The organism is Hamadaea sp. NPDC050747, assembly GCF_040654195.1.
Classification (GTDB): domain Bacteria; phylum Actinomycetota; class Actinomycetes; order Mycobacteriales; family Micromonosporaceae; genus Hamadaea.
This window is the reverse complement of sequence record NZ_JBFAHM010000009.1, coordinates 237,942-255,843: the sequence shown is the minus strand read 5'-3', so window position 1 is coordinate 255,843 and position 17,902 is coordinate 237,942. Positions and strand designations below refer to the sequence as shown.

18 protein-coding genes are annotated in these 17,902 nt (G+C 70.7%); 8 read left to right on the top strand and 10 right to left on the bottom strand.

What is annotated here, in order from left to right; translation table 11 throughout:
* Nucleotide 1 precedes the first annotated feature (1 nt).
* A complete protein-coding gene (locus AB0H43_RS23130) occupies nt 2-826 on the top strand; it encodes an alpha/beta fold hydrolase (RefSeq protein WP_360002189.1) in 825 nt (274 codons plus the stop codon).
* A gap of 95 nt (nt 827-921) precedes the next feature.
* Here AB0H43_RS23130 and AB0H43_RS23125 read toward each other — a convergent pair whose 3' ends face one another.
* The 10 genes from AB0H43_RS23125 to AB0H43_RS23080 all read right to left on the bottom strand — a co-directional run bounded on the left by AB0H43_RS23125 (nt 922) and on the right by AB0H43_RS23080 (nt 11,071).
* Complete coding sequence (locus AB0H43_RS23125; protein ID WP_360002187.1) at nt 922-1,773, bottom strand: DMT family transporter; 852 nt, start codon at nt 1,771-1,773, stop codon at nt 922-924.
* Entirely contained in the window at nt 1,773-2,567 is a 795-nt protein-coding gene (locus tag AB0H43_RS23120; protein ID WP_360002184.1) for an alkaline phosphatase family protein, read from the bottom strand. Before AB0H43_RS23120 ends, AB0H43_RS23125 begins: the two co-directional genes overlap by 1 nt.
* Before the next feature lie 142 nt (nt 2,568-2,709).
* Nucleotides 2,710-3,489 (bottom strand): SDR family NAD(P)-dependent oxidoreductase, encoded by a 780-nt coding sequence (locus AB0H43_RS23115; protein ID WP_360002182.1) that lies wholly within the window; start codon nt 3,487-3,489, stop codon nt 2,710-2,712.
* Nucleotides 3,490-3,496: 7 nt separating this feature from the next.
* Nucleotides 3,497-4,573: a hypothetical protein gene (locus tag AB0H43_RS23110; protein WP_360002180.1), complete on the bottom strand. Its 1,077-nt coding sequence runs from the start codon at nt 4,571-4,573 to the stop codon at nt 3,497-3,499.
* A gap of 90 nt (nt 4,574-4,663) precedes the next feature.
* Complete coding sequence (locus tag AB0H43_RS23105; protein WP_360002178.1) at nt 4,664-5,641, bottom strand: aldo/keto reductase; 978 nt, start codon at nt 5,639-5,641, stop codon at nt 4,664-4,666.
* Nucleotides 5,642-5,658: 17 nt separating this feature from the next.
* The gene (lpdA, locus tag AB0H43_RS23100; protein WP_360002177.1) at nt 5,659-7,044 is read right to left on the bottom strand and encodes a dihydrolipoyl dehydrogenase; all 1,386 of its coding nucleotides are present in this window, start codon (nt 7,042-7,044) and stop codon (nt 5,659-5,661) included.
* 39 nt (nt 7,045-7,083) lie between these two features.
* A complete protein-coding gene (locus AB0H43_RS23095; protein ID WP_360002175.1) occupies nt 7,084-7,665 on the bottom strand; it encodes an ATP/GTP-binding protein in 582 nt (193 codons plus the stop codon).
* 228 nt (nt 7,666-7,893) lie between these two features.
* Nucleotides 7,894-8,595 (bottom strand): Type 1 glutamine amidotransferase-like domain-containing protein, encoded by a 702-nt coding sequence (locus tag AB0H43_RS23090; RefSeq protein WP_360002173.1) that lies wholly within the window; start codon nt 8,593-8,595, stop codon nt 7,894-7,896.
* A 119-nt stretch (nt 8,596-8,714) separates the two neighbouring features.
* Nucleotides 8,715-10,367: a HAMP domain-containing sensor histidine kinase gene (locus AB0H43_RS23085; RefSeq protein WP_360002171.1), complete on the bottom strand. Its 1,653-nt coding sequence runs from the start codon at nt 10,365-10,367 to the stop codon at nt 8,715-8,717.
* Entirely contained in the window at nt 10,364-11,071 is a 708-nt protein-coding gene (locus AB0H43_RS23080) for a response regulator transcription factor (RefSeq protein WP_360002169.1), read from the bottom strand. The genes AB0H43_RS23085 and AB0H43_RS23080 overlap by 4 nt, the downstream gene beginning before the upstream one ends.
* 234 nt (nt 11,072-11,305) lie before the next feature.
* Between AB0H43_RS23080 and AB0H43_RS23075 the strand changes: the two genes are divergently transcribed.
* The 7 genes from AB0H43_RS23075 (at nt 11,306) to AB0H43_RS23045 (ending at nt 17,893) form a co-directional block, all read left to right on the top strand.
* Nucleotides 11,306-11,854: a hypothetical protein gene (locus tag AB0H43_RS23075; protein WP_360002167.1), complete on the top strand. Its 549-nt coding sequence runs from the start codon at nt 11,306-11,308 to the stop codon at nt 11,852-11,854.
* The gene (locus tag AB0H43_RS23070; RefSeq protein ID WP_360002165.1) at nt 11,851-12,882 is read left to right on the top strand and encodes a peptidoglycan-binding domain-containing protein; all 1,032 of its coding nucleotides are present in this window, start codon (nt 11,851-11,853) and stop codon (nt 12,880-12,882) included. Before AB0H43_RS23075 ends, AB0H43_RS23070 begins: the two co-directional genes overlap by 4 nt.
* The gene (locus AB0H43_RS23065; protein WP_360002163.1) at nt 12,879-13,574 is read left to right on the top strand and encodes an ABC transporter ATP-binding protein; all 696 of its coding nucleotides are present in this window, start codon (nt 12,879-12,881) and stop codon (nt 13,572-13,574) included. The genes AB0H43_RS23070 and AB0H43_RS23065 overlap by 4 nt, the downstream gene beginning before the upstream one ends.
* Nucleotides 13,571-14,746 (top strand): ABC transporter permease, encoded by a 1,176-nt coding sequence (locus AB0H43_RS23060; protein WP_360002161.1) that lies wholly within the window; start codon nt 13,571-13,573, stop codon nt 14,744-14,746. The genes AB0H43_RS23065 and AB0H43_RS23060 overlap by 4 nt, the downstream gene beginning before the upstream one ends.
* A 183-nt stretch (nt 14,747-14,929) precedes the next feature.
* A complete protein-coding gene (locus tag AB0H43_RS23055) occupies nt 14,930-15,166 on the top strand; it encodes a DUF6158 family protein (RefSeq protein ID WP_360002159.1) in 237 nt (78 codons plus the stop codon).
* A gap of 83 nt (nt 15,167-15,249) precedes the next feature.
* The gene (locus AB0H43_RS23050; protein ID WP_360002158.1) at nt 15,250-16,644 is read left to right on the top strand and encodes an FAD-binding oxidoreductase; all 1,395 of its coding nucleotides are present in this window, start codon (nt 15,250-15,252) and stop codon (nt 16,642-16,644) included.
* A gap of 10 nt (nt 16,645-16,654) precedes the next feature.
* Entirely contained in the window at nt 16,655-17,893 is a 1,239-nt protein-coding gene (locus AB0H43_RS23045; protein WP_360002156.1) for a cyclopropane-fatty-acyl-phospholipid synthase family protein, read from the top strand.
* Nucleotides 17,894-17,902 lie beyond the last annotated feature (9 nt).

Sequence of the window (17,902 nt, the reverse complement as noted above, 5' to 3'; positions counted from 1 at the left end):
CATGAACGCGTACGACGCCGTGGTGGCGCAGTGGCCCGTCGAGGTCGAGCCGCTGGACCTGGAGTCGCGGTTCGGGACGACTCGGGTGCTGGCCGCCGGTCCGGCCGTCGGGGATCCGCTGGTGCTGCTCCACGGCGGTGGCTCGACGTCGGCGGTGTGGTTCGCCGACGTCGAGGCGTTGGCGCGGGAGCGCCGGGTTTACGCCGTCGACCTCATCTGCGACGCCGGGCGTAGCCGTCCCCGTCCGGGCGCTGTGCGTACCAGAGGAGATGTCGCGGCCTGGTTCGCCACGGTGCTGGACGGATTGGGCCTGGATCGAGCCGATGTGGCCGGGCATTCCTACGGAGCGTGGGTCGCGTTGGCGTCGGCGGTGGAGACGCGGCGCGTGCGGCGGCTCGCGTTGATCGACCCGACGACCTGCTTCGCGCCGATGTCGCCGAAGTACGTTCTGCGGAGCCTGCCCGCGCTGGTGGTGGGCGGCGAGCGGCGGTGGCGGCGGTTCTTCGCCTGGGAGACCGGCGGGCGGGCGCTGGACCCCGCGTGGCTGACCCTGGTCGCGACCGGCGCGCAGGGCCGCAACGGCGCCAAGGTGGTGCGGCCGAAGCGTCCGTCTGATGAGGAGCTTCGGATGCTGGAGACGCCGGTGTTGCTCGTGCTGGGCGGGCGGAGCCAGGTGCACGACGTGACCGTGGTACGCGACCACGCCTTGCAGGTGCTGAAGGATGTCAGCGTCGTGATGCTGCCCGACGCGTCCCACCACACGTTGCCGCAGCAGCACGGCATCGAGCTGGACCCGTTCCTGCTCGACTTCTTCGCAGTCCCCTGATTCGGCGTGATCATTGCGTCAGCCATGCTGTTTCAACGGACATTTCGCCACGTGAAACAGCATGGGTGGCGCAATGATCACGCGAATGGCGGGCGTCAGGATCGGCCGAGCAGTGTCCCGGCCGCGCCGAGCACCACGCCGAACGCGCAGACCAGCCGCCGCCACATGTCGCGTTCGCCGAGCAGCCGTGCGCCGAGGAAGACCACCAGGACGACGCTGACCTCCCGCAACGGGGCGATGACCGTCACCGGTGCGACCGTCAGCGCGGTCAGGATGAGCATGTAGGAGGCGGGGGAGAAGATCGCCGTGCCGAGCGCGCTCTTCCAGTGTTCGCGCCAGACTTCGCGTACCTGAGCGCGGCGTCGAACGAGGAGCGGGGTGAACGACAGCGCCCGCAGCGTGTCGGTGCCCCAGTTCACGAGGATGGGCGGGATGGCGGCGGCCGTCACGGCCTGCTTGTCCAGCAACGTGTACGCCGCGATGAACACGCCGACGAGCAGGCCGTACCCGATGCCGCTGCTGGCCTTGCGGAGACCGAGCAGGGCGACGCTCACCGAGAGCGCCAGGATGCCGGCCCAGCCGAGCAGGCCCGGCCGCTCGTGCCAGACCAGGACGGCGACGCTGCTGGCCAGTAGCGGGCCGGTGCCCCGGGCGACGGGGTAGACGACGGAGAGGTCGCCGACCCGGTAACCCCGTTGCAGCACAAGGTAGTAGCCGGTGTGGAGGACCAGGGCCGCCCCGATGAACAACGGCGTACGCCAGTCGAGCGAGGTCCACGCGGTCCACAGGGTCCAGACGCCCAACGGGGCCCAGAGCAGGGCGGCGACCGCCGACCACATCCCGACGAAGACCGGCCCGCTGGCGCTGCCCGCGCGCTTGGCGAGCAGATTCCACGTGGCGTGGCACAGGACCGAGGCGGCGACGAGCGCCAACGCGGTGGGCGGCATCAGCGGCGACCGAACGGAACGCCGGCCATCGTGGCGGCGTCGAGCCCGAACACCGCCATGACCTGCGGCGCGATGTCCGCGTGGCAGACCGGGGTCGCGCAGGTCGGGACCCCGGGCCCTCTCGCCGCGATCCAGGCCTGCTTCTCCCATTCGGTACGCCCACCGTGGCCGCCGCCGTCGCGATGGCCGTGATCGGTGACCACGACGACGGTCACGTCCTCCAGGTGGGCGGTCGCGTCGAGGACCTGGCCGATCTGGGCGTCCGCCCGTTCGACCGCCGCGCGATACTCCGGTCCGGTGCCGACGGCGTGGGCCACCTCGTCGGGCGCTCCGATGTAGACGAAGGCGGCGTCGAACCCGCCGGTGCCGAGCGCGCGGGCGGCGTCGTCGACCACGAGCTGGTCGGCTTCGGCGTGACCGAGCGCCTCGCCGTCGGCGTACGACAGGCGGGTCGGGTCGCTGAACAACGGGCCGCCGTAGGAGCCGGTGGCCAGCGGCGCCCAGGTGAGGGCGGCGTACGTGCGCAGTCCCCGGCGCTTGGCCAGGGTCAGGAAGTCGGGGAAGACGCCCAGCCGATGCCCGGTGAACGTGTTGCCGAAGACCCCGTGCGCCTCGGGCCACATGCCGGTGGCGACCGTCGTCCAGCACGGGCCGGACAGCACGGGTGCGGTGGCGTTGACCTCGAACGAGCTGAAGAAGCCGGCCTCGGCGACGGCGTCGATGCGCGGGGTGTGCGCGGCGGCGAGGGTGTCGAGGCGTACGCCGTCCACCCCGAAGACGATCACGTGCGGCACTACGGCTCCCTGCTGGCGGACTCATGCGCACTGGATCAGGGATCTGGGTCGAATCTTGCGTCAAGATTCGACCCAGATCCCTGATCCAGCGCTGAACGGAGGCCGATGGTAACCGGTTACTGTCAGCCGTTCAAGGGGCGGGTCAGGGATGCAGACGCTGGTAGAGCTTGCGCATCCCGCCGAGCCAGCGGTCCGGGTCGGTGACCCGGTTCAGCGAGTACTGGGCGACCTCGGGATGCGGCAGGATCAGGAACCGCCCCTCGTCGATGGCCTCGACGACACAGTCGGCGACCTGCGACGGTTCGAGCAGGGGAGCCGCGGCGAGCGTCGCGGAGTCCGCGGGCGCGCCGTCCAGCAACGGCGTACGCACGCCTTGCGGGCACAGGCAGGAGAAGGTGACCCCGGTGCCGCCGTAGCGGATGGCCAGCCATTCGGCGAGCGCCACCGCCCCGTGCTTGCTCACGGCGTACGCGGCGACGTCGAGTTCGGTCAGCAGTCCGGCGGCGGAGGCGGTGACGAGGAAGTGCCCGCGGCCCCGTTCGACCATCCGCGGCAGCACCGTACGCGCGGCGTACAGGTGGGCGAGGACGTGCACGCCCCAGGCCAGCTCCCAGTCGGCGTCGGTGCCGAGGCCGGGGGGCGTCGCCACGCCCGCGTTCGAGCACCACATCCCGATCGGGCCGAGTTCGTCCTCGATGCGGTCGACCGCCCGGGCCACCGCCTCTTCGTCGGTGACGTCGAGCCCGATCCCGCCGTGTCCCTCGCCGAGGGCATACGCCGCCCGAGCGGCGCGGGCGCCGTCGAGGTCGGCGAGCACGACTCTGGCCCCGTCCGCGGCGAACCGCTGGGCCAGGGCCAGGCCGATGCCGCTTGCTCCGCCGGTGACCACGACGATGCCGTCGGTGGGCTGGTAATGCGCCATCGCGGCATCATTCCAGGTTCAGGTAAATCCCTCCAGCGAAAGCGCCGTCGTGCAGCTCCAGCCGTTCCGGCTGCGCACCGGCCGGCAGCGTGAACCGCAGCGCCATCAGCCGCTCCAGGCCGGGAGGAACGGCGAGGGCGAACGGGTCGCCGCCGTTGGCCGCGAGCACGGCGGCCGGGTCGGGCTCCACCCAGGTGGTGTCCGATGTGTATACGCGTTGCATGGTGCGGTACAGCTGCACGGGTTGGTCGCCCGCCCGGACCGACGCGGTGACGTCGCACGTCGTGGTCTTGCCGCCGGAACAGCTCGCCGAGTAGATCGTGAAGTGCGCGGTCCCGTCGGACGCCTCATGGCCCAGCTCAGCCTCGGACTGCGGCCCGTTCCACGCGTGCGCGCGTACTCCCTGCGCGTTCTCCACCGCGGTCGCCACTCGTGGCGCCAGCACCAGGAGCGCCAGCGCGCTCACCACGATCACCGCGACCGCGGCCAGGCCGACCGGCACCCACCAGGCGATGTCGCGGCGCGGCTTCCTCGGTCGCGGTTCGCGTGCCGGTCGCGCTTCGCGGCGTTGCCAGGCCCGTCGTCCCCACCAGATGAGTACGCCGAGAGCAGCGGCCAGGACGACGAACGGCAGCCAACGGCGCCACCAGGGTGCTTCCGGTCCCGCCACGGAGGCGACGTCGGCCGCGGCGCAGTCGAGCAGGCGACCCGAGGCGGCGTCGTTCGCGCAGGCGGTCACCGGTTCGGCGGCGTGCGGGACCGGCAGCGTGCCGGAGCTTCGCAACGTCGTCTGCGCCTTCGGCGCCACCTTGGCCGACCAGAGGACGCGGTCGCCGTCCACTTTCGCGCCGTCGGCGACGAGGCCGGCCGAACCCTCCGGCAGCCGCTGCACCACCGTCGTGGTGACGGGCGCCGCCGAGGTGTTGGTCAGCACGATCTCGTAGACCGTGTTCGCGCCGGTGGACTGGGTCTGCAGGGCGACCTGGACCGGCGCGTCCAGGGCGGCTGCCACGGAGAGGGGTGCTGGGGCCGCGACCGGCGAAAGCGCCTGGACGACGGCCACCCCGAGAGTCAGGATCGTCATAACGATGGTGACGCTGCCATGATCCGTACGCGGAATCCCGGGTTTGTCCAATCCCGCCCTGCACCGGCAGGTCTGGCTTAGGGTGGCCCGTTACCAGCGGTTGTGCACGAGTGGCCGGATCAGCTCGTCGTAGACCTCGGTGACGCCTTGCTTCGCCTCGGCGCTCAGCGGTGCGAGGCCGGCGGCGGTGGCGTTGGCTTTCGCCTGCTCGGGCGAGCGGGCTCCGGGGATCACGACGCTGACCCCGGGCTGGTCGATGATCCAGCGCAAGGCGAACTGCGCCATCGTCGCCCCGGCCGGCACCAGCGACCGCAGCCGGCGTACGGCTTCCAGCCCGACCTCGAACGGGACGCCGGAGAAGGTCTCGCCGACGTCGAAGGCCTCCCCGTGCCGGTTGAAGTTCCGGTGGTCGTTCGCGGCGAACGTGGTGTGCTCGTCGTAGCGTCCGGACAGCAGGCCGCTGGCCAGCGGCACCCGCGCGATGATCCCGACCCCGGCCGCCTGCGCGGCGGGCAGTACGCGCTCCAGCGGCTTGAGCCGCAGGGCGTTGAGGATGATCTGCACGGTCGCCACGTTGGGCCGGGCGATAGCGGTCAACGCCTCGTCACAGGTCTCCACACTCACCCCGTACGCCGCGATCCGCTTCTCGGCGACCAGCGTGTCCAGGGCGTCGTAGACGGCGTCGGAGGAGTACACCGGCGTCGGCGGGCAGTGCAGCTGGACCAGGTCCAGCGTGTCCACCCCGAGGTTCTGCCGCGACCGGTCGTTCCACCGCCGGAAGTTGTCCAGTGTGTACGCCGACACCTCCTGCGGCACCCGGCGGCCCATCTTCGTGGCGACGGTCAACCCCGGGCGGTCCTGGACGAACCGCCCGACGAACTGCTCACTGCGGCCGTCGCCGTAGACGTCGGCGGTGTCGATGAAGGTGACGCCGGAGTCGACGGCGGCCCCGAGAACGGCGTACGCGTCGTCCTCGGCGACCTCGCCCCAATCGGCGCCCAGCTGCCAGGCGCCGAGTCCGACCTTGCCCACGGTGCGGCCGGTGCGGCCCAGGATCGCGGTCTCCACGACCCCGACTCTACCGATCACATGTTGATCATGTGGCCGGCCAGGCCGTGAACCGCCTCCTTGACCGCCTCGCCGAGGGTCGGGTGAGCGTGGACGTTGCGGGCGACCTCGTGCACGGTCAGGTCCCAGAGCTGGGCCAGGGTCAGCTCGGGCAGCAGCTCGGTCACCTCCGGGCCGATCAAGTGCGCGCCGAGGATCTCGCCGTGCTTGTCGTCGCTGATGACCTTGACGAAGCCGACCGTGTCGCCGAGCCCGTTCGACTTGCCGTTGGCCGTGAACGGGAACTTCGCGACCTTGACGTCGAAGCCGCGCTCCCGGGCCTGCGCCTCGGTCCAGCCGAAGCTGGCGATCTGCGGCTGGCAGTAGGTCGCTCGGGGGATCATGACGTAGTCCAGCTCCATCGTCTCCGCGTCGCCGATCGTCTCGGCCGCGATGACGCCCATCGCCTCGGCGGCGTGCGCCAGCATCAGCTTGGCCGTCACGTCCCCGATGGCGTAGATGTGGGGGACGTTCGTCCGGCATCGCCCGTCGACGTCGATCGCGCCGCGCTGCGTCAGGCGTACGCCTGCCTTGTCGAGGCCGTAACCCTCGACGCGGGGCGCGAAGCCGATGGCCTGGAGCACCTTGTCGGCCTCGAGCACCTGCTGTTGCCCGTCCTTGGTGACCCGCACGCGGACCTTGGCGCCGTCGTCGTCGATCGCGTCGACCCGCGTGCCGGTGTGGATCTCGACGCCCATGCGCTTGTAGCGCTTGGCGAGCTCGGCCGAGACCTCCTCGTCCTCCAGCGGGACCAGCCGGTCGAGGAACTCGACGATGGTGACCTTGACGCCGTAGTTGTGCAGGACGTACGCGAACTCGACGCCGATCGCGCCGGCCCCGGCGATGATGATGCTCCCGGGCAGCTGGTCGGTGAGGATCTGCTCCTCGTAGGTCACGACGCGCTCGGAGAGCTGGGTGCCGGGGATCAGGCGGGTCACCGATCCGGTGGCGATGATGCAGTTGGCGAAGGTGATCCGCTCGTCGCCGACCTGCAGCGTGTGGTCGTCGAGGAAGGTCCCGCGGGCGTTGAACTGCGTGATCGAGTTCTTCTTCATCAGGAAGTTGACGCCCTTGACCCGGCCGTCGGCGACCTTGCGGCTGCGCTCGAACGCCGCCGTGTAGTCGAACTTCACCGTGCCCTCGACCTGGATGCCGAAGAGCTTCTGCTCGTCCCGGAAGATGTGCGCCAGCTCGGCGTTGCGGAGCAGCGCCTTCGACGGGATACAGCCGATGTTGAGACAGACGCCGCCCCAGAAGCGCTCCTCGACGACGGCGACCTTCTTGCCGAGCTGCGCGGCGCGGACCGCCGCGGTGTAACCGCCGGGCCCGGCGCCCAGCACGACCACGTCGAAGTGCTCACTCATGATCGCCAGATTACCCCGTCGGGCTCCCGGCAGCCCGAGTTACGCGGTGGCTTCGGCCAGCGTGCGGGTCCGGACGTGCTCGATCAAGGTGACCAGAAGCTCGCGGCCGGCGCGCGGGTCGCGGACGTCACACTGGACGACCGGCACACCCGGCCGCAACGCCAGCGCCGCCCGCACGGTCTGCAGGTCGAACCGCTGGCGGCCGAAGAACGGGTTGACCGCGATCATGAACGGCGTGCCACGCTGCTCGAAGTAGTCGATGGCGGCGAAGCACTCGCTCAGCCGCTCGGTGTCGGCCAGCACGATCGCACCGAGGGCGCCCAGCGCGACCTCGTCCCACAGCGGCCAGAGGCCTTCCTGGCCCGGCGCGCTGAACAGGTAGAGGACGAGGTCCTCGTCGAAGGTGAGCCAGCCGAAGTCCATGGTCACCGTGCTCGAGCGGCGTACGCCGGTGCGCGGATCCTTCGTGGTGTAGACCTCTTCGGTGTGCAGCGGCGTGATCTCGCTGACCGAACCGACCAAGGTGGACTTGCCGGCGCCGAGCCCGCCCGCCACGACGACCTTCAGAGACGTCGGCACGGCGTATGCGGGGCTGCCGTCTTCGCGAAGTCCGGAGACCATGGATCACCGCCGGTAGTGGGTTGTCCTTACGGACCTGACGTCGAACGCGGTGATATTACTCCCGCGGGACACTTCCGCCCCGGGAAGGCGGCAGGTGTCATCGCGTTTCTCACAACGTTTCGAGATGTGTGAGTCCGTTGTGGACCGACCCTACCAGGGCATCTCGTTCGCGCAATGGTCGCCTGTCCGGTTTCCGCAGTTCGTCGCAGCGTCGCGGTCTTCACGCGCTTACAGCGTCACGGGCGATCCGGACGGAATGCCCTGCCGATGTCCGTCGTCGAGCAGCCACACCTGCGACCGGCCCCAGACGGTCCACTCGTGACCGTCGCCGACCAGGGCGGTGTCCTCGTCGATCCCGACGATCCGCATGCCCTCCCGCGGGCGCAGCAACGGCCGCAGCATCAGGTTCGGCATCCGGCCCAGGAACTTGTCGAAATGCGGCAACACCCGCAAACCGGGCACCAGACCGAGTCCGGGCGCACCGGCCTTGGTCGGATGCCGGATGTCGGGCACCCAGCCGCCGAAGGCCATCGCTCCCGCGCTGCACCCGGCCAGTGCGGTCCCGTTCTCCCACAGCTGGACGATGGCCGCCCACAGTTTCGTGTCGCGGAACGCCTCGGTGACGTAGAGGGGGTTGCCGCCGGAGAAGTAGATCAACCCAGGCGCCTCTGCGGTCAGCTGCTCGACGAACGCCGGATCCTCGGCATCCTCGCGCGTGCGGACGACCAGCGGAACCGGCTCGGCGTCCAGCTTCTCCGCGTGCCGCCGGCCGAGCGAGATCCAATGGTTCAGGCTTCCGTCGCCCTCCGGCGCGGCCGCCGTCGGGATCTGGACGTACCGCCGCGGACGACCGTCGAGCAGGTGCTTGTCGACGTCGAACATGGCGTCGGTGTACTCGCCGGAGCCGACCAGGGCGATGGGTCCTGCCATGCGGTTCAGCGTACTGCGCGGGGATCTCCTGGCGCTGGATCAGGGTTCTCGGTCGAATCTTGCGCCATGATTCGGCCGAGAACCCTGATCCAGCGCGGAGCAGCGGGGGTCGGCGCGGATCAGCGGGGCGGGGCGGGGGATGACAGCGGGAGTCGGATGGTGAAGGTGGTGCCGACGCCGACTTCGCTGGCGACGTCGAGGACGCCGCCGTGGTCGCTGACGATCTGCCGCGCGATGGCCAGCCCGAGTCCGGTCCCGCCGCGTCCCCGGGCCGGATCGCCCCGCCACAGCCGGTCGAAGACGTGCGCGAGGTCGGCGGGGGCGATCCCGCGTCCGGTGTCGCTGACCTGGACGATCGCCGACGCTTCGGCAGTGGCGGTGTCGTCGGCCGAGACGGTCAGCGTGATCCGGCCGCCGGCCGGGGTCGCCGTGATCGCATTCCGGAGCAGATTGCCCAGGACCTGCCGGAGCCGGTCGGGATCGGCGTCGACGGTGACCTGGGCGTCGACGGTCAGGCCGATGGTGAGACCGGCCGCCTCCGCGACCGCCGCATGAGCCGTACGCGCGGTCTCCGCGAGTTCCGCGAGGTCCACCGAGGTCCAGTGGTACGCCAGCACCCCGGCCTCGGCCAGTGCGAGGTCCTGCAGGTCGTCGACGATGCGCTGCTGCAACAGGGCCTCCTCGTGCAGCGAGACGAACAGCTCCGGACTGGGCCGCAGGACGCCGTCGGAGAGCGCTTCGAGATATCCCCGCAGGTTCGCCAGCGGCGTACGCAGCTCGTGGGCCACGTCGGCGATGAGCCGTCGCTGCCGTTCCTCGCTGGCGGCCAGCGATCCGGCCATGCGGTTGAACGTCCGGGCCAGTTCCGCCAGTTCGTCGTGGCCGGTGACCGGCACGGGGTCGGCGCGTCCCTCGGTCGCCATCGCCCGGGAGGCCGTCGTGAGCGCGCCGATGGGACGTAGCACCCGGCGGCTCAGCAGGACGGCGCACACCGCGGTGACGAGCACGACCGCGGCGGCCGCCAGGCCGATGGCCCGCGCCGGTACGCCCCGCGCCGGTACCTCGTCCAGCGCGCCGAGGTAGACCTGGACGGGCTTCGGGGCGTACGCCGCGAGGTGCACGTTCAGCACTTCCGCCAGGCACGCCGCGTCGTCGTCGCGGTTCAGGCAGGTCTTGCCGCGTTCGTCCACCGGACCGGCGGGCCGGCTCGCCTCCTTGCCCTGCCGGTTGCACGCCGTGCGGGCTGCCTCGGTGCCGCCGGTGACCTCGTAGTACGGCGGCTTGAACTTGGTCTCGACGACGCGTACGCCCAGTCCTGCGCCCTCCGCACAGGCCGTCATGATCCTGCCCCGCCAGAAGGCGTCCACGACGGCGACGGTGAACCGGAATCGGCCGTAGGAGTCCATGCCGGGTGGAAAGACCAGCAGGGGGCGGGTATCCACGAGAGACGGCGCGCCCACGGTGGGCCGGGCGGCCCGGCCGGCCAGCACGTCGGAGTCGGCGAGGACCACCCCGGAGTCGTCGACGACGCGGATCCGCTGGTTGAGCCGCCCGGCGAGGTCCCGGACCGGGTCGGCGACGCCGGACCAGGTGGGATGCGTACGCCCATAGGCGGCGAGCACCGCGACGGCGTCCTCGACGTCTCGATGACTGGCCGCGACGTAGCTGGTCAGGGCGCGGTTGGCCTGTTGCAGCGTCAGCCAGGCGGTGGCCGCCGACGACGTCGCCACCAGCACCATCGTCAGCAACAGGACCCGGAGCCGGAAGCTCATGCTGCGACCGGGTCTGGCGAGCCGGGCGAGATCCGGTAGCCACGGCCGTACACGGTCTGCACGTATCGCGGCGCGGCCGGATCATCCTCGATCTTGCGGCGCAGGTTCATCACGTGGGCGTCGACCGTCCGCTCCTCGACGTAGTGGTCGAACCCGAACGCCCGGTCGATGATCTGGGCGCGGGTGAAGACCCGCCCCGGCTCGGCCGCCAGCACCTGCAGGATGCCGAACTCCTTGGCGGTCAGCCCGATCGGGCGGTCGCCGACGCGTACCTCGAACCGGCCGGGGTCGACGATCAGCTCGCCCACCGTCAGCACCTCCTCCTCGGGCGAGGTGATCCGGCCGGACCGGCGCAGCAGCGCGCGTACGCGGGCGGTCAGCTCCCGGGGGCTGAACGGCTTGGTCATGTAGTCATCGGCGCCGATGTCGAGGCCCAGCAGCAGGTCGTCCTCCGCGCTGCGGGCGGTCAGCAGCAGGATCGCGACGTCGGACTCGGCCCGCAGGATGCGGCACACGTCCAGCCCGTCGACCAGCGGCATCATCACGTCGAGCACGACCAGGTCCGGCCGGTACGCCCGGCTGCGGTCGAGCGCCGCCCGGCCGTCGCCGACCACGAGCACGCTGTGCCCCTCCCGTTCGAGGTAGACCCGCAGCAGCTCGGCCTGCTTCCGGTCGTCCTCGGCCACCAGTACGCGCGCTCCCATGCCGCCTCCCCACGCGTGATCATTGCGTCGGCCATGCTGCGAACTCGGACATTTCGCGGCGCACAACGACATGGCCGGCGCAATGATCACCCGAGTCCGCACAACGACATGGCTGGCGCAATGATCACCCTAAGGCGGGGGAAGAGCGGGTGGGGAAGCGCGGAAGGGCAGCGCATGGGGGCCGCACAGGTTCTTCACGAGTTCTTCACGACAGTCGCCCTAGCGTCCGTCGCCGTGAAGATCACACGAATCGTCGCGGTGGCGGCGCTGGTGGCCGCGCTGGCCGGCTGTGGCAAGGACGAGGAGCCGAAGGTCGCGAGCGCGGGCGGCACCCCGACCATCGCCCCGACCTCCGACGTCGTCGGCGCGTACGTCGAGGCCGTCCGGGTCTACGTGACCTGTCTGCGGGCCGAGGGCCTGAAGGTGACCGATCCGGACGCCAAGGGCCGGTTCACCTTCGAAGGCGACCTCCGCAAGCTCAAGGCCGATCCGAAGTTCCGCGCCGGCCAGCAGAAGTGCGGCGGACTGTTGCCGCCGGTGCCGGAGGAGTTGCAGGAGCGGCCGGTCATGACCGCCGAGGAGATCGAGAACGCCCGCAAGTACGCCAAGTGCATGCGAGACAACGGGGTGCCTGAGTTCCCGGACCCGGGTCCCGACGGGTACTACCCGGAGAACGGGCCGTACTCGGGGAGCGGTTCGGACGCCGATCTGCGGGCGCAGGTGATCTGTTCGCCGATCATCAACGGGGGCGTGCGGATCGATCCCAGCAAGGCCCAGGGATGAGGCGCTCGATCGTCGTGGCCGTCGCCGTCGCCGTCGTGGCGGGGGCGGCGGCCTGGGCCTCGGTCGGCTTCGGCGGCGGTACGCCCGACCCGGCCGCCACCGAACCGAGCCGCGCGGAGACCGAGCAGGTCAAACGGGAGACGCTGATCAACTGGGTGACGATGGACGGGCAGCTCGGCTTCGGCGCCGCCCAGCCGATCGCGAGCACCGCCACGGGGACGGTCACTTGGCTCGCCGCGCCGGGGACGACGATCACCCGGGGGCAGCCGCTCGTCCGGGTGAACGACTCGCCGGTGGTGCTGCTCTACGGGCGGCTGCCCATGTACCGGGACCTCCAGGCCGGTGTCGAGGGGGCCGACGTCACCCAGTTCGAGACCAACCTCAAGGCGCTCGGCTACTCCGGGTTCACCGTCGACAAGGAGTTCTCGGCGTCCACCACCACCGCGGTCAAGCGCTGGCAGGCCGCCGTCGGCATGCCCGAGACGGGGGTGGTGACGGCCGGTCAGGTCGTGTACGCCGCCGCCGCGGTCCGCGTCTCCCAGCAGCTCGTGCGGCTGGGCGCGGCCAGCCCGGCCGACGTGCTGTCGGCGACCGGGACGACGAAGATGGTCGCCGTCTCGGTCCAGACCGCCGACGCCGGATGGGCGGTACGCGCCGCACCGGTCACGATCGAGCTGCCCGACGGCGCCACGGTGCCCGGCAAGGTGGACTCGATCGCGGACGCGCCCGAGTCGGAAGGCCACGGCCCGACCGTGACGATCCTGATCGCGGTCGCCGACCAGAAGACGCTCGGCCGCCTCGACCGGGGCACGCTGACCGTCCGCCATGCGGCGCAGGAGCGCAAGGACGTGCTGACCGTGCCGATCGCCGCCTTGCTGGCACTCGCCGAGGGCGGGTACGGCATCGAACTGGTGGACGGTGGAAAGTCCACTGTGGTCGCCGTACGGATCGGGCTGTTCGCGGGCGGCCGGGTCGAGGTCTCCGGCAGCGGCGTCGCCGAGGGCATGACCGTCCGGGTGCCCGCATGAGCGCCACTCCGGCCGTCGAACTGCGGAACGTGTCCAAGGTCTACCCGGGCGGCGTCACCGCGCTCCACGACGTCGACCTCACCATCGAACGGGGGGAACTGGTCGGCATCGTCGGCCGGAGCGGCTCCGGCAAGTCCACCCTGCTCAACCTGCTCGGCACCCTCGACCGGCCGACGACCGGCAACGTCCGCATCGACGGGCGGGAGGTCGGCGTACTGCCCGACAAGGCGCTGTCGCGGCTGCGGGCCGACGTCATCGGCTTCGTCTTCCAGCAGTTCCACCTGGCTTCCGGCGTACCAGTGCTGGACAACGTGGCCGACGGCCTGCTGTATGCCGGGGTCCCGCAGCGCGCCCGGCGGACCCGGGCCGAGGCGGCCTTGCGCAGCGTGGGCCTGGGCCATCGGCTGGACCACCTGCCGAACCAGCTTTCGGGCGGTGAGCGCCAGCGGGTCGCGATCGCGCGGGCCATCGTGGGGGAGCCGGTGCTGCTGCTGGCCGACGAGCCGACCGGCAACCTCGACAGCGCGTCGGGGACGACCGTGCTCGGGCTGCTCACCGATCTGCACTCGGCGGGCACCACCGTCGTGGTCATCACGCACGACCGGCAGCTCGCAGAGCAGCTGCCGCGCCGGGTGGAGCTGAGCGACGGGCGAATCGTGCACGACTCGAACCTCGCGGCGGGAGTGTCATGACCAGGTTGAGCCCGGCCGACGTCGCCCGGCTCGGCGCGAGCGGGCTGCGCTCCCGGCCGATGCGCGTCTTCCTGTCCGCGCTGGGCATCGCCATCGGCATCGGCGCCATGCTGGCCGTGGTCGGCATCTCCTCGTCGAGCCGGGCCGACCTCGACCGCACCCTCAACCGGCTGGGCACGAACCTGCTCACCGTCGCTCCGGGCAGCACGCTCGGCGGCGACGACGCGAAACTCCCGATCGCGGCCACCTCGATGGTCGGGCGGATCGCGCCGGTCGAGGCGGTCGCCGCCACCGGCCTGGTCGACGCGGCGGTCTACCGCAACGACCACATCCCGCCCGGGGAGACCGGCAGCATCGCGGTCCTGGCCGTCGACAAGGACCTGCCCGGCACGGTCCGCGCGACGCTCCACGCCGGGTCGTGGCTCACTGAGGCCACCGCGCGGGTTCCGGCCGTGGTCCTCGGCTCCCGCGCCGCCGCCAGGCTCGATCTCCGGTCGCCCGGCGCGCTGGTCTGGCTCTCCCACCAGTGGTACGCCGTGGTGGGCGTCCTGAACCCGGTGCCGCTCGCGCCCGAACTGGACAGCGCCGCGCTCATCGGCTGGGCCTCGGCGCAGCAGTTCGCCGGGTTCGACGGCCACCCCACCAAGATCTACGTACGCGCGGTGGAGAGCCAGATCGCGCAGGTCCGCTCGGTCCTCGGGCCGACGGCGAACCCGCAGGCGCCCAACGAGGTGGCGGTGTCCCGGCCGTCCGACGCGCTCGCCGCCAAACAGGCGACCGACTCGGCCCTGACCGGGCTGCTGCTCGGCCTCGGCGGAGTCGCCCTGCTCGTGGGCGGGGTCGGGGTGGCGAACACCATGGTCATCTCGGTCCTGGAACGACGCTCCGAGATCGGCCTGCGCCGAGCCCTCGGCGCGACCCGGGGCCAGGTACGCCTCCAGTTCCTCGCGGAATCGCTGCTGCTCAGCCTCCTGGGCGGTGGGGGCGGGGTGGCCCTGGGCATCCTCGTCACCGGCGTGTACGCCGCCACCCGGGACTGGCCGTCGGTCATGCCGCTGTACGCCACCTTCGGCGGACTCGGCGCGACCCTGGTCATCGGCGGCATCGCCGGCCTCTACCCGGCCGTACGCGCCGCCCGCGTCGCCCCCGCCACCGCCCTCTCCTCCGCCTAGCCGTCCCTCCCGCCCGCCCCGCCCAACTGTCCCGCCGATCATGAACTATCGGTCGTGATCAACCGGCGTGTCGTGTCCGCCACGCCCTGATCAACTCCCGGACGAGGCGATCAACCCCGGCGCTCGTCCGCGCCGGGGTGAGGGCGGGGTTAGCGGGTGGCGGGGGCGGGGTAAGGCAGCGCGATGGACGAGGTCACGACCACGGATCTGCCCGAGGCGATCGCCGCCCAGGATCTCAGCGACGGCGAGCTGCTCAAGGAGTTGGAGAGTCTGCACCGGACGCGGCACGAGACGTTTCTGCACGGCTCGCCGCAGGCGCTGGCCCACCACACCGAGCGGATGGTCGAGCTGGAGAACGACTATCTGCGCCGGTTCCCGGAGCGGGCGGTCGATCCGGACCGGCTGCGGCCGGCGGACTGACCCCGGTGCGTGATGATCATCACTCGACATTGACGCTCTCGGATCACCTGACAAGTGTCGGGGGACGCGGTTAGGGTTCGTTCGTGGGAGGACTTACCGATCGGTACGCCGAACATGACCGCGCGAAACGCGCGCTGCTGTCGGCATACGAGGCGTTGCCGCCGGGCGCTCCGGTGAAGCTCGCCAAGAAGACCTCGAACCTGTTCCGCTTCAGCAACGGCGCCGCCCCCAAGTCACCGGGGCTGGACGTCCAGGCCTTCAGCGAGGTGCTCAGCGTCGACCCGGTCGCCCGGACCGCTGACGTGCAGGGCATGGTCACCTACGAAAAGCTCGTCGAGGCGACCCTGGCCCATGGGCTGATGCCGTTCGTCGTGCCGCAGCTCAAGACGATCACCCTCGGTGGGGCCGTGGCCGGGCTCGGGATCGAGTCGACGTCGTTCCGCAACGGACTGCCGCACGAGTCGGTGCTCGAGATGGAGATCATGACCGGCGACGGCCGGATCGTGACCGCCACCGGCGACAACGAGCACGCCGACCTGTTCCGCGCCTTCCCCAACTCTTACGGGACGCTGGGATATTCGCTGCGGCTGAAGATCGAGCTGGAGCCGGTGCAGCCCTATGTCGAGCTGCGGCATCTCAAATTCGACGAGGCCGAGGCGTGCTGGGCGGCGATGGCCGAGATCTGCGCCGCCGGCGAGCACGACGGCCGGCCGGTCGACTTCATCGACGGCACCGTGTTCGGGCCGGACGAGATGTATCTGACGCTCGCCCGATTCACCGACACCCTGCCGGACGGCACCGGCGCGGTCAGCGACTACACCGGGATGTCGGTCTACTACAAGTCGCTACGTGAACGGTCGGTCGACCACCTCACCGTGCATGACTACATCTGGCGGTGGGACACCGACTGGTTCTGGTGCTCGCGGGCGTTCGGCGTACAAAATCCGAGAATTCGCAGGCTGTGGCCGCAGCGCTATCGGCGGTCCGACGTCTACCGGAAGATCGTCGCGTTCGACCGGCGTCATCAGCTGACGGCGCGGCTGGCCCGCTGGCGCAGGCAACCCGCTCAGGAGGCCGTGATCCAGGACGTCGAGGTCCCGGTGGCGGCCGGGCCGAAGTTCATGGACTTCTTCCACCGGGAGATCGGCATCGAGCCGGTCTGGCTGTGCCCGCTGCGCCTGCGCTCCGGTCAGGCCTGGCCGCTGTACCCGCTCGAACCCGGCGAGCTCTACGTCAACGTCGGCTTCTGGTCGACGGTGGACCTCGAGCCCGGTCAGCCGGACGGCCACCACAACCGGCTGATCGAGGAGGCGGTGACCGCGGCGGGCGGGCATAAGTCGCTCTACTCGACGGTTCACTACGACCAGGACGAGTTCTGGCGGCTCTACAACGGCGACAAGTACGCGGCCGTCAAGGCGGCGTACGACGGCGACCGCCGTCTGCCGGACCTCTATGAGAAGTGCGTGCGGATGGGGTGAAGGGGGAAACATGGGTGTAGCGAACGCGGTCGGCTCCTTCCTGGGCCGGGCGCCGGGCGTACGGATCACGGCGTTCGACGGCAGCAGCGGAGGAAACGCCGACGCGCCGGTCACCATCGAGATCAGATCGCCGCGGGCGCTGAACTACATCGCGACGGCGGCCGGCAGCCTGGGCCTGGCCCGGGCCTACATCAGCGGCGACCTGGAGGTTAAGGGCGACCTCTACACCGCGATGACGAGCCTGACCGATCTGGACTTCGACATGTCGTGGCCGGCCCGGTTCCGCGCGCTGCGGGAACTCGGCGGGCTGAAGCTGCTCAAGCCGCCGCCGATCCCGCCGATGGAGGTCAAGCTGCGCGGCCGACGGCATTCCAAGTCCCGGGACCAGGCGGCCATCGCCCACCACTACGACGTCTCCAACAAGTTCTACGAGTGGATCCTCGGCCCGTCGATGGCGTACACCTGCGCCGTCTACCCGACCGCGACGTCCACTCTGGAGGAGGCGCAGTGGGCCAAGCACGACCTCGTCGCGCGCAAGCTGGGCCTGGAGCCCGGCATGCGCCTGCTCGACGTCGGCTGCGGCTGGGGCGGGATGGTCATGCACGCGGCCAAGCACTACGGTGTACGCGCCATCGGCGTGACCTTGTCCCGGCGGCAGGCCGAGTGGGGGCAGAAGGCGATCGCCGAGGCGGGGCTGACCGAGCTCGCCGAGATCCGGCACCTCGACTATCGGGACGTGCCGGAGGAGCAGTTCGACGCGGTCAGCTCGATCGGCCTGACCGAGCACATCGGGCGGGCCCAGCTGCCGGGCTACTTCGGCAACCTCTACCAGCGGCTGCGGCCCGGTGGGCGGCTGCTCAACCACTGCATCACGCGGCCCAACAATCTGGAGCCGGCGATCCGGGAGCGGCAGTTCATCAACCGCTACATCTTCCCGGACGGCGAGCTGCACGGCGTCGGTCATCTCGTGTCGCAGATGCACGACATCGGCTTCGAGGTACGCCACGAGGAGAACCTTCGCGAGCATTACGCGATGACGCTGAACGCGTGGTCGGTCAACCTGGACGAGCACTGGGACGAGGCGGTGGCCGAGGTCGGCCTGGCACGTGCCCGGACCTGGCGGCTCTATCTGGTCGGCTGCCAGATCGGGTTCGAGCGCAACAACATCCAGCTCCACCAGGTGTTGGGCGTGAAGCTGCACGCCGACCACTCCAGCGGCATGCCGCTGCGCCCCACTTGGGCCAGCTGACGCAGGTCG

Excerpts from the sequence above, each read along its gene's own strand:
- AB0H43_RS23130 (WP_360002189.1), top strand. The coding sequence starts at position 2 with ATGAACGCGTACGACGCCGTGGTGGCGCAGTGGCCCGTCGAGGTCGAG.
- AB0H43_RS23125 (WP_360002187.1), bottom strand. The coding sequence starts at position 1,773 with ATGCCGCCCACCGCGTTGGCGCTCGTCGCCGCCTCGGTCCTGTGCCAC.
- AB0H43_RS23115 (WP_360002182.1), bottom strand. The coding sequence starts at position 3,489 with ATGGCGCATTACCAGCCCACCGACGGCATCGTCGTGGTCACCGGCGGA.
- AB0H43_RS23110 (WP_360002180.1), bottom strand. The coding sequence starts at position 4,573 with ATGACGATCCTGACTCTCGGGGTGGCCGTCGTCCAGGCGCTTTCGCCG.
- lpdA (WP_360002177.1), bottom strand. The coding sequence starts at position 7,044 with ATGAGTGAGCACTTCGACGTGGTCGTGCTGGGCGCCGGGCCCGGCGGT.
- AB0H43_RS23095 (WP_360002175.1), bottom strand. The coding sequence starts at position 7,665 with ATGGTCTCCGGACTTCGCGAAGACGGCAGCCCCGCATACGCCGTGCCG.
- AB0H43_RS23090 (WP_360002173.1), bottom strand. The coding sequence starts at position 8,595 with ATGGCAGGACCCATCGCCCTGGTCGGCTCCGGCGAGTACACCGACGCC.
- AB0H43_RS23085 (WP_360002171.1), bottom strand. The coding sequence starts at position 10,367 with ATGAGCTTCCGGCTCCGGGTCCTGTTGCTGACGATGGTGCTGGTGGCG.
- AB0H43_RS23080 (WP_360002169.1), bottom strand. The coding sequence starts at position 11,071 with ATGGGAGCGCGCGTACTGGTGGCCGAGGACGACCGGAAGCAGGCCGAG.
- AB0H43_RS23070 (WP_360002165.1), top strand. The coding sequence starts at position 11,851 with ATGAGGCGCTCGATCGTCGTGGCCGTCGCCGTCGCCGTCGTGGCGGGG.
- AB0H43_RS23065 (WP_360002163.1), top strand. The coding sequence starts at position 12,879 with ATGAGCGCCACTCCGGCCGTCGAACTGCGGAACGTGTCCAAGGTCTAC.
- AB0H43_RS23060 (WP_360002161.1), top strand. The coding sequence starts at position 13,571 with ATGACCAGGTTGAGCCCGGCCGACGTCGCCCGGCTCGGCGCGAGCGGG.
- AB0H43_RS23055 (WP_360002159.1), top strand. The coding sequence starts at position 14,930 with ATGGACGAGGTCACGACCACGGATCTGCCCGAGGCGATCGCCGCCCAG.
- AB0H43_RS23045 (WP_360002156.1), top strand. The coding sequence starts at position 16,655 with ATGGGTGTAGCGAACGCGGTCGGCTCCTTCCTGGGCCGGGCGCCGGGC.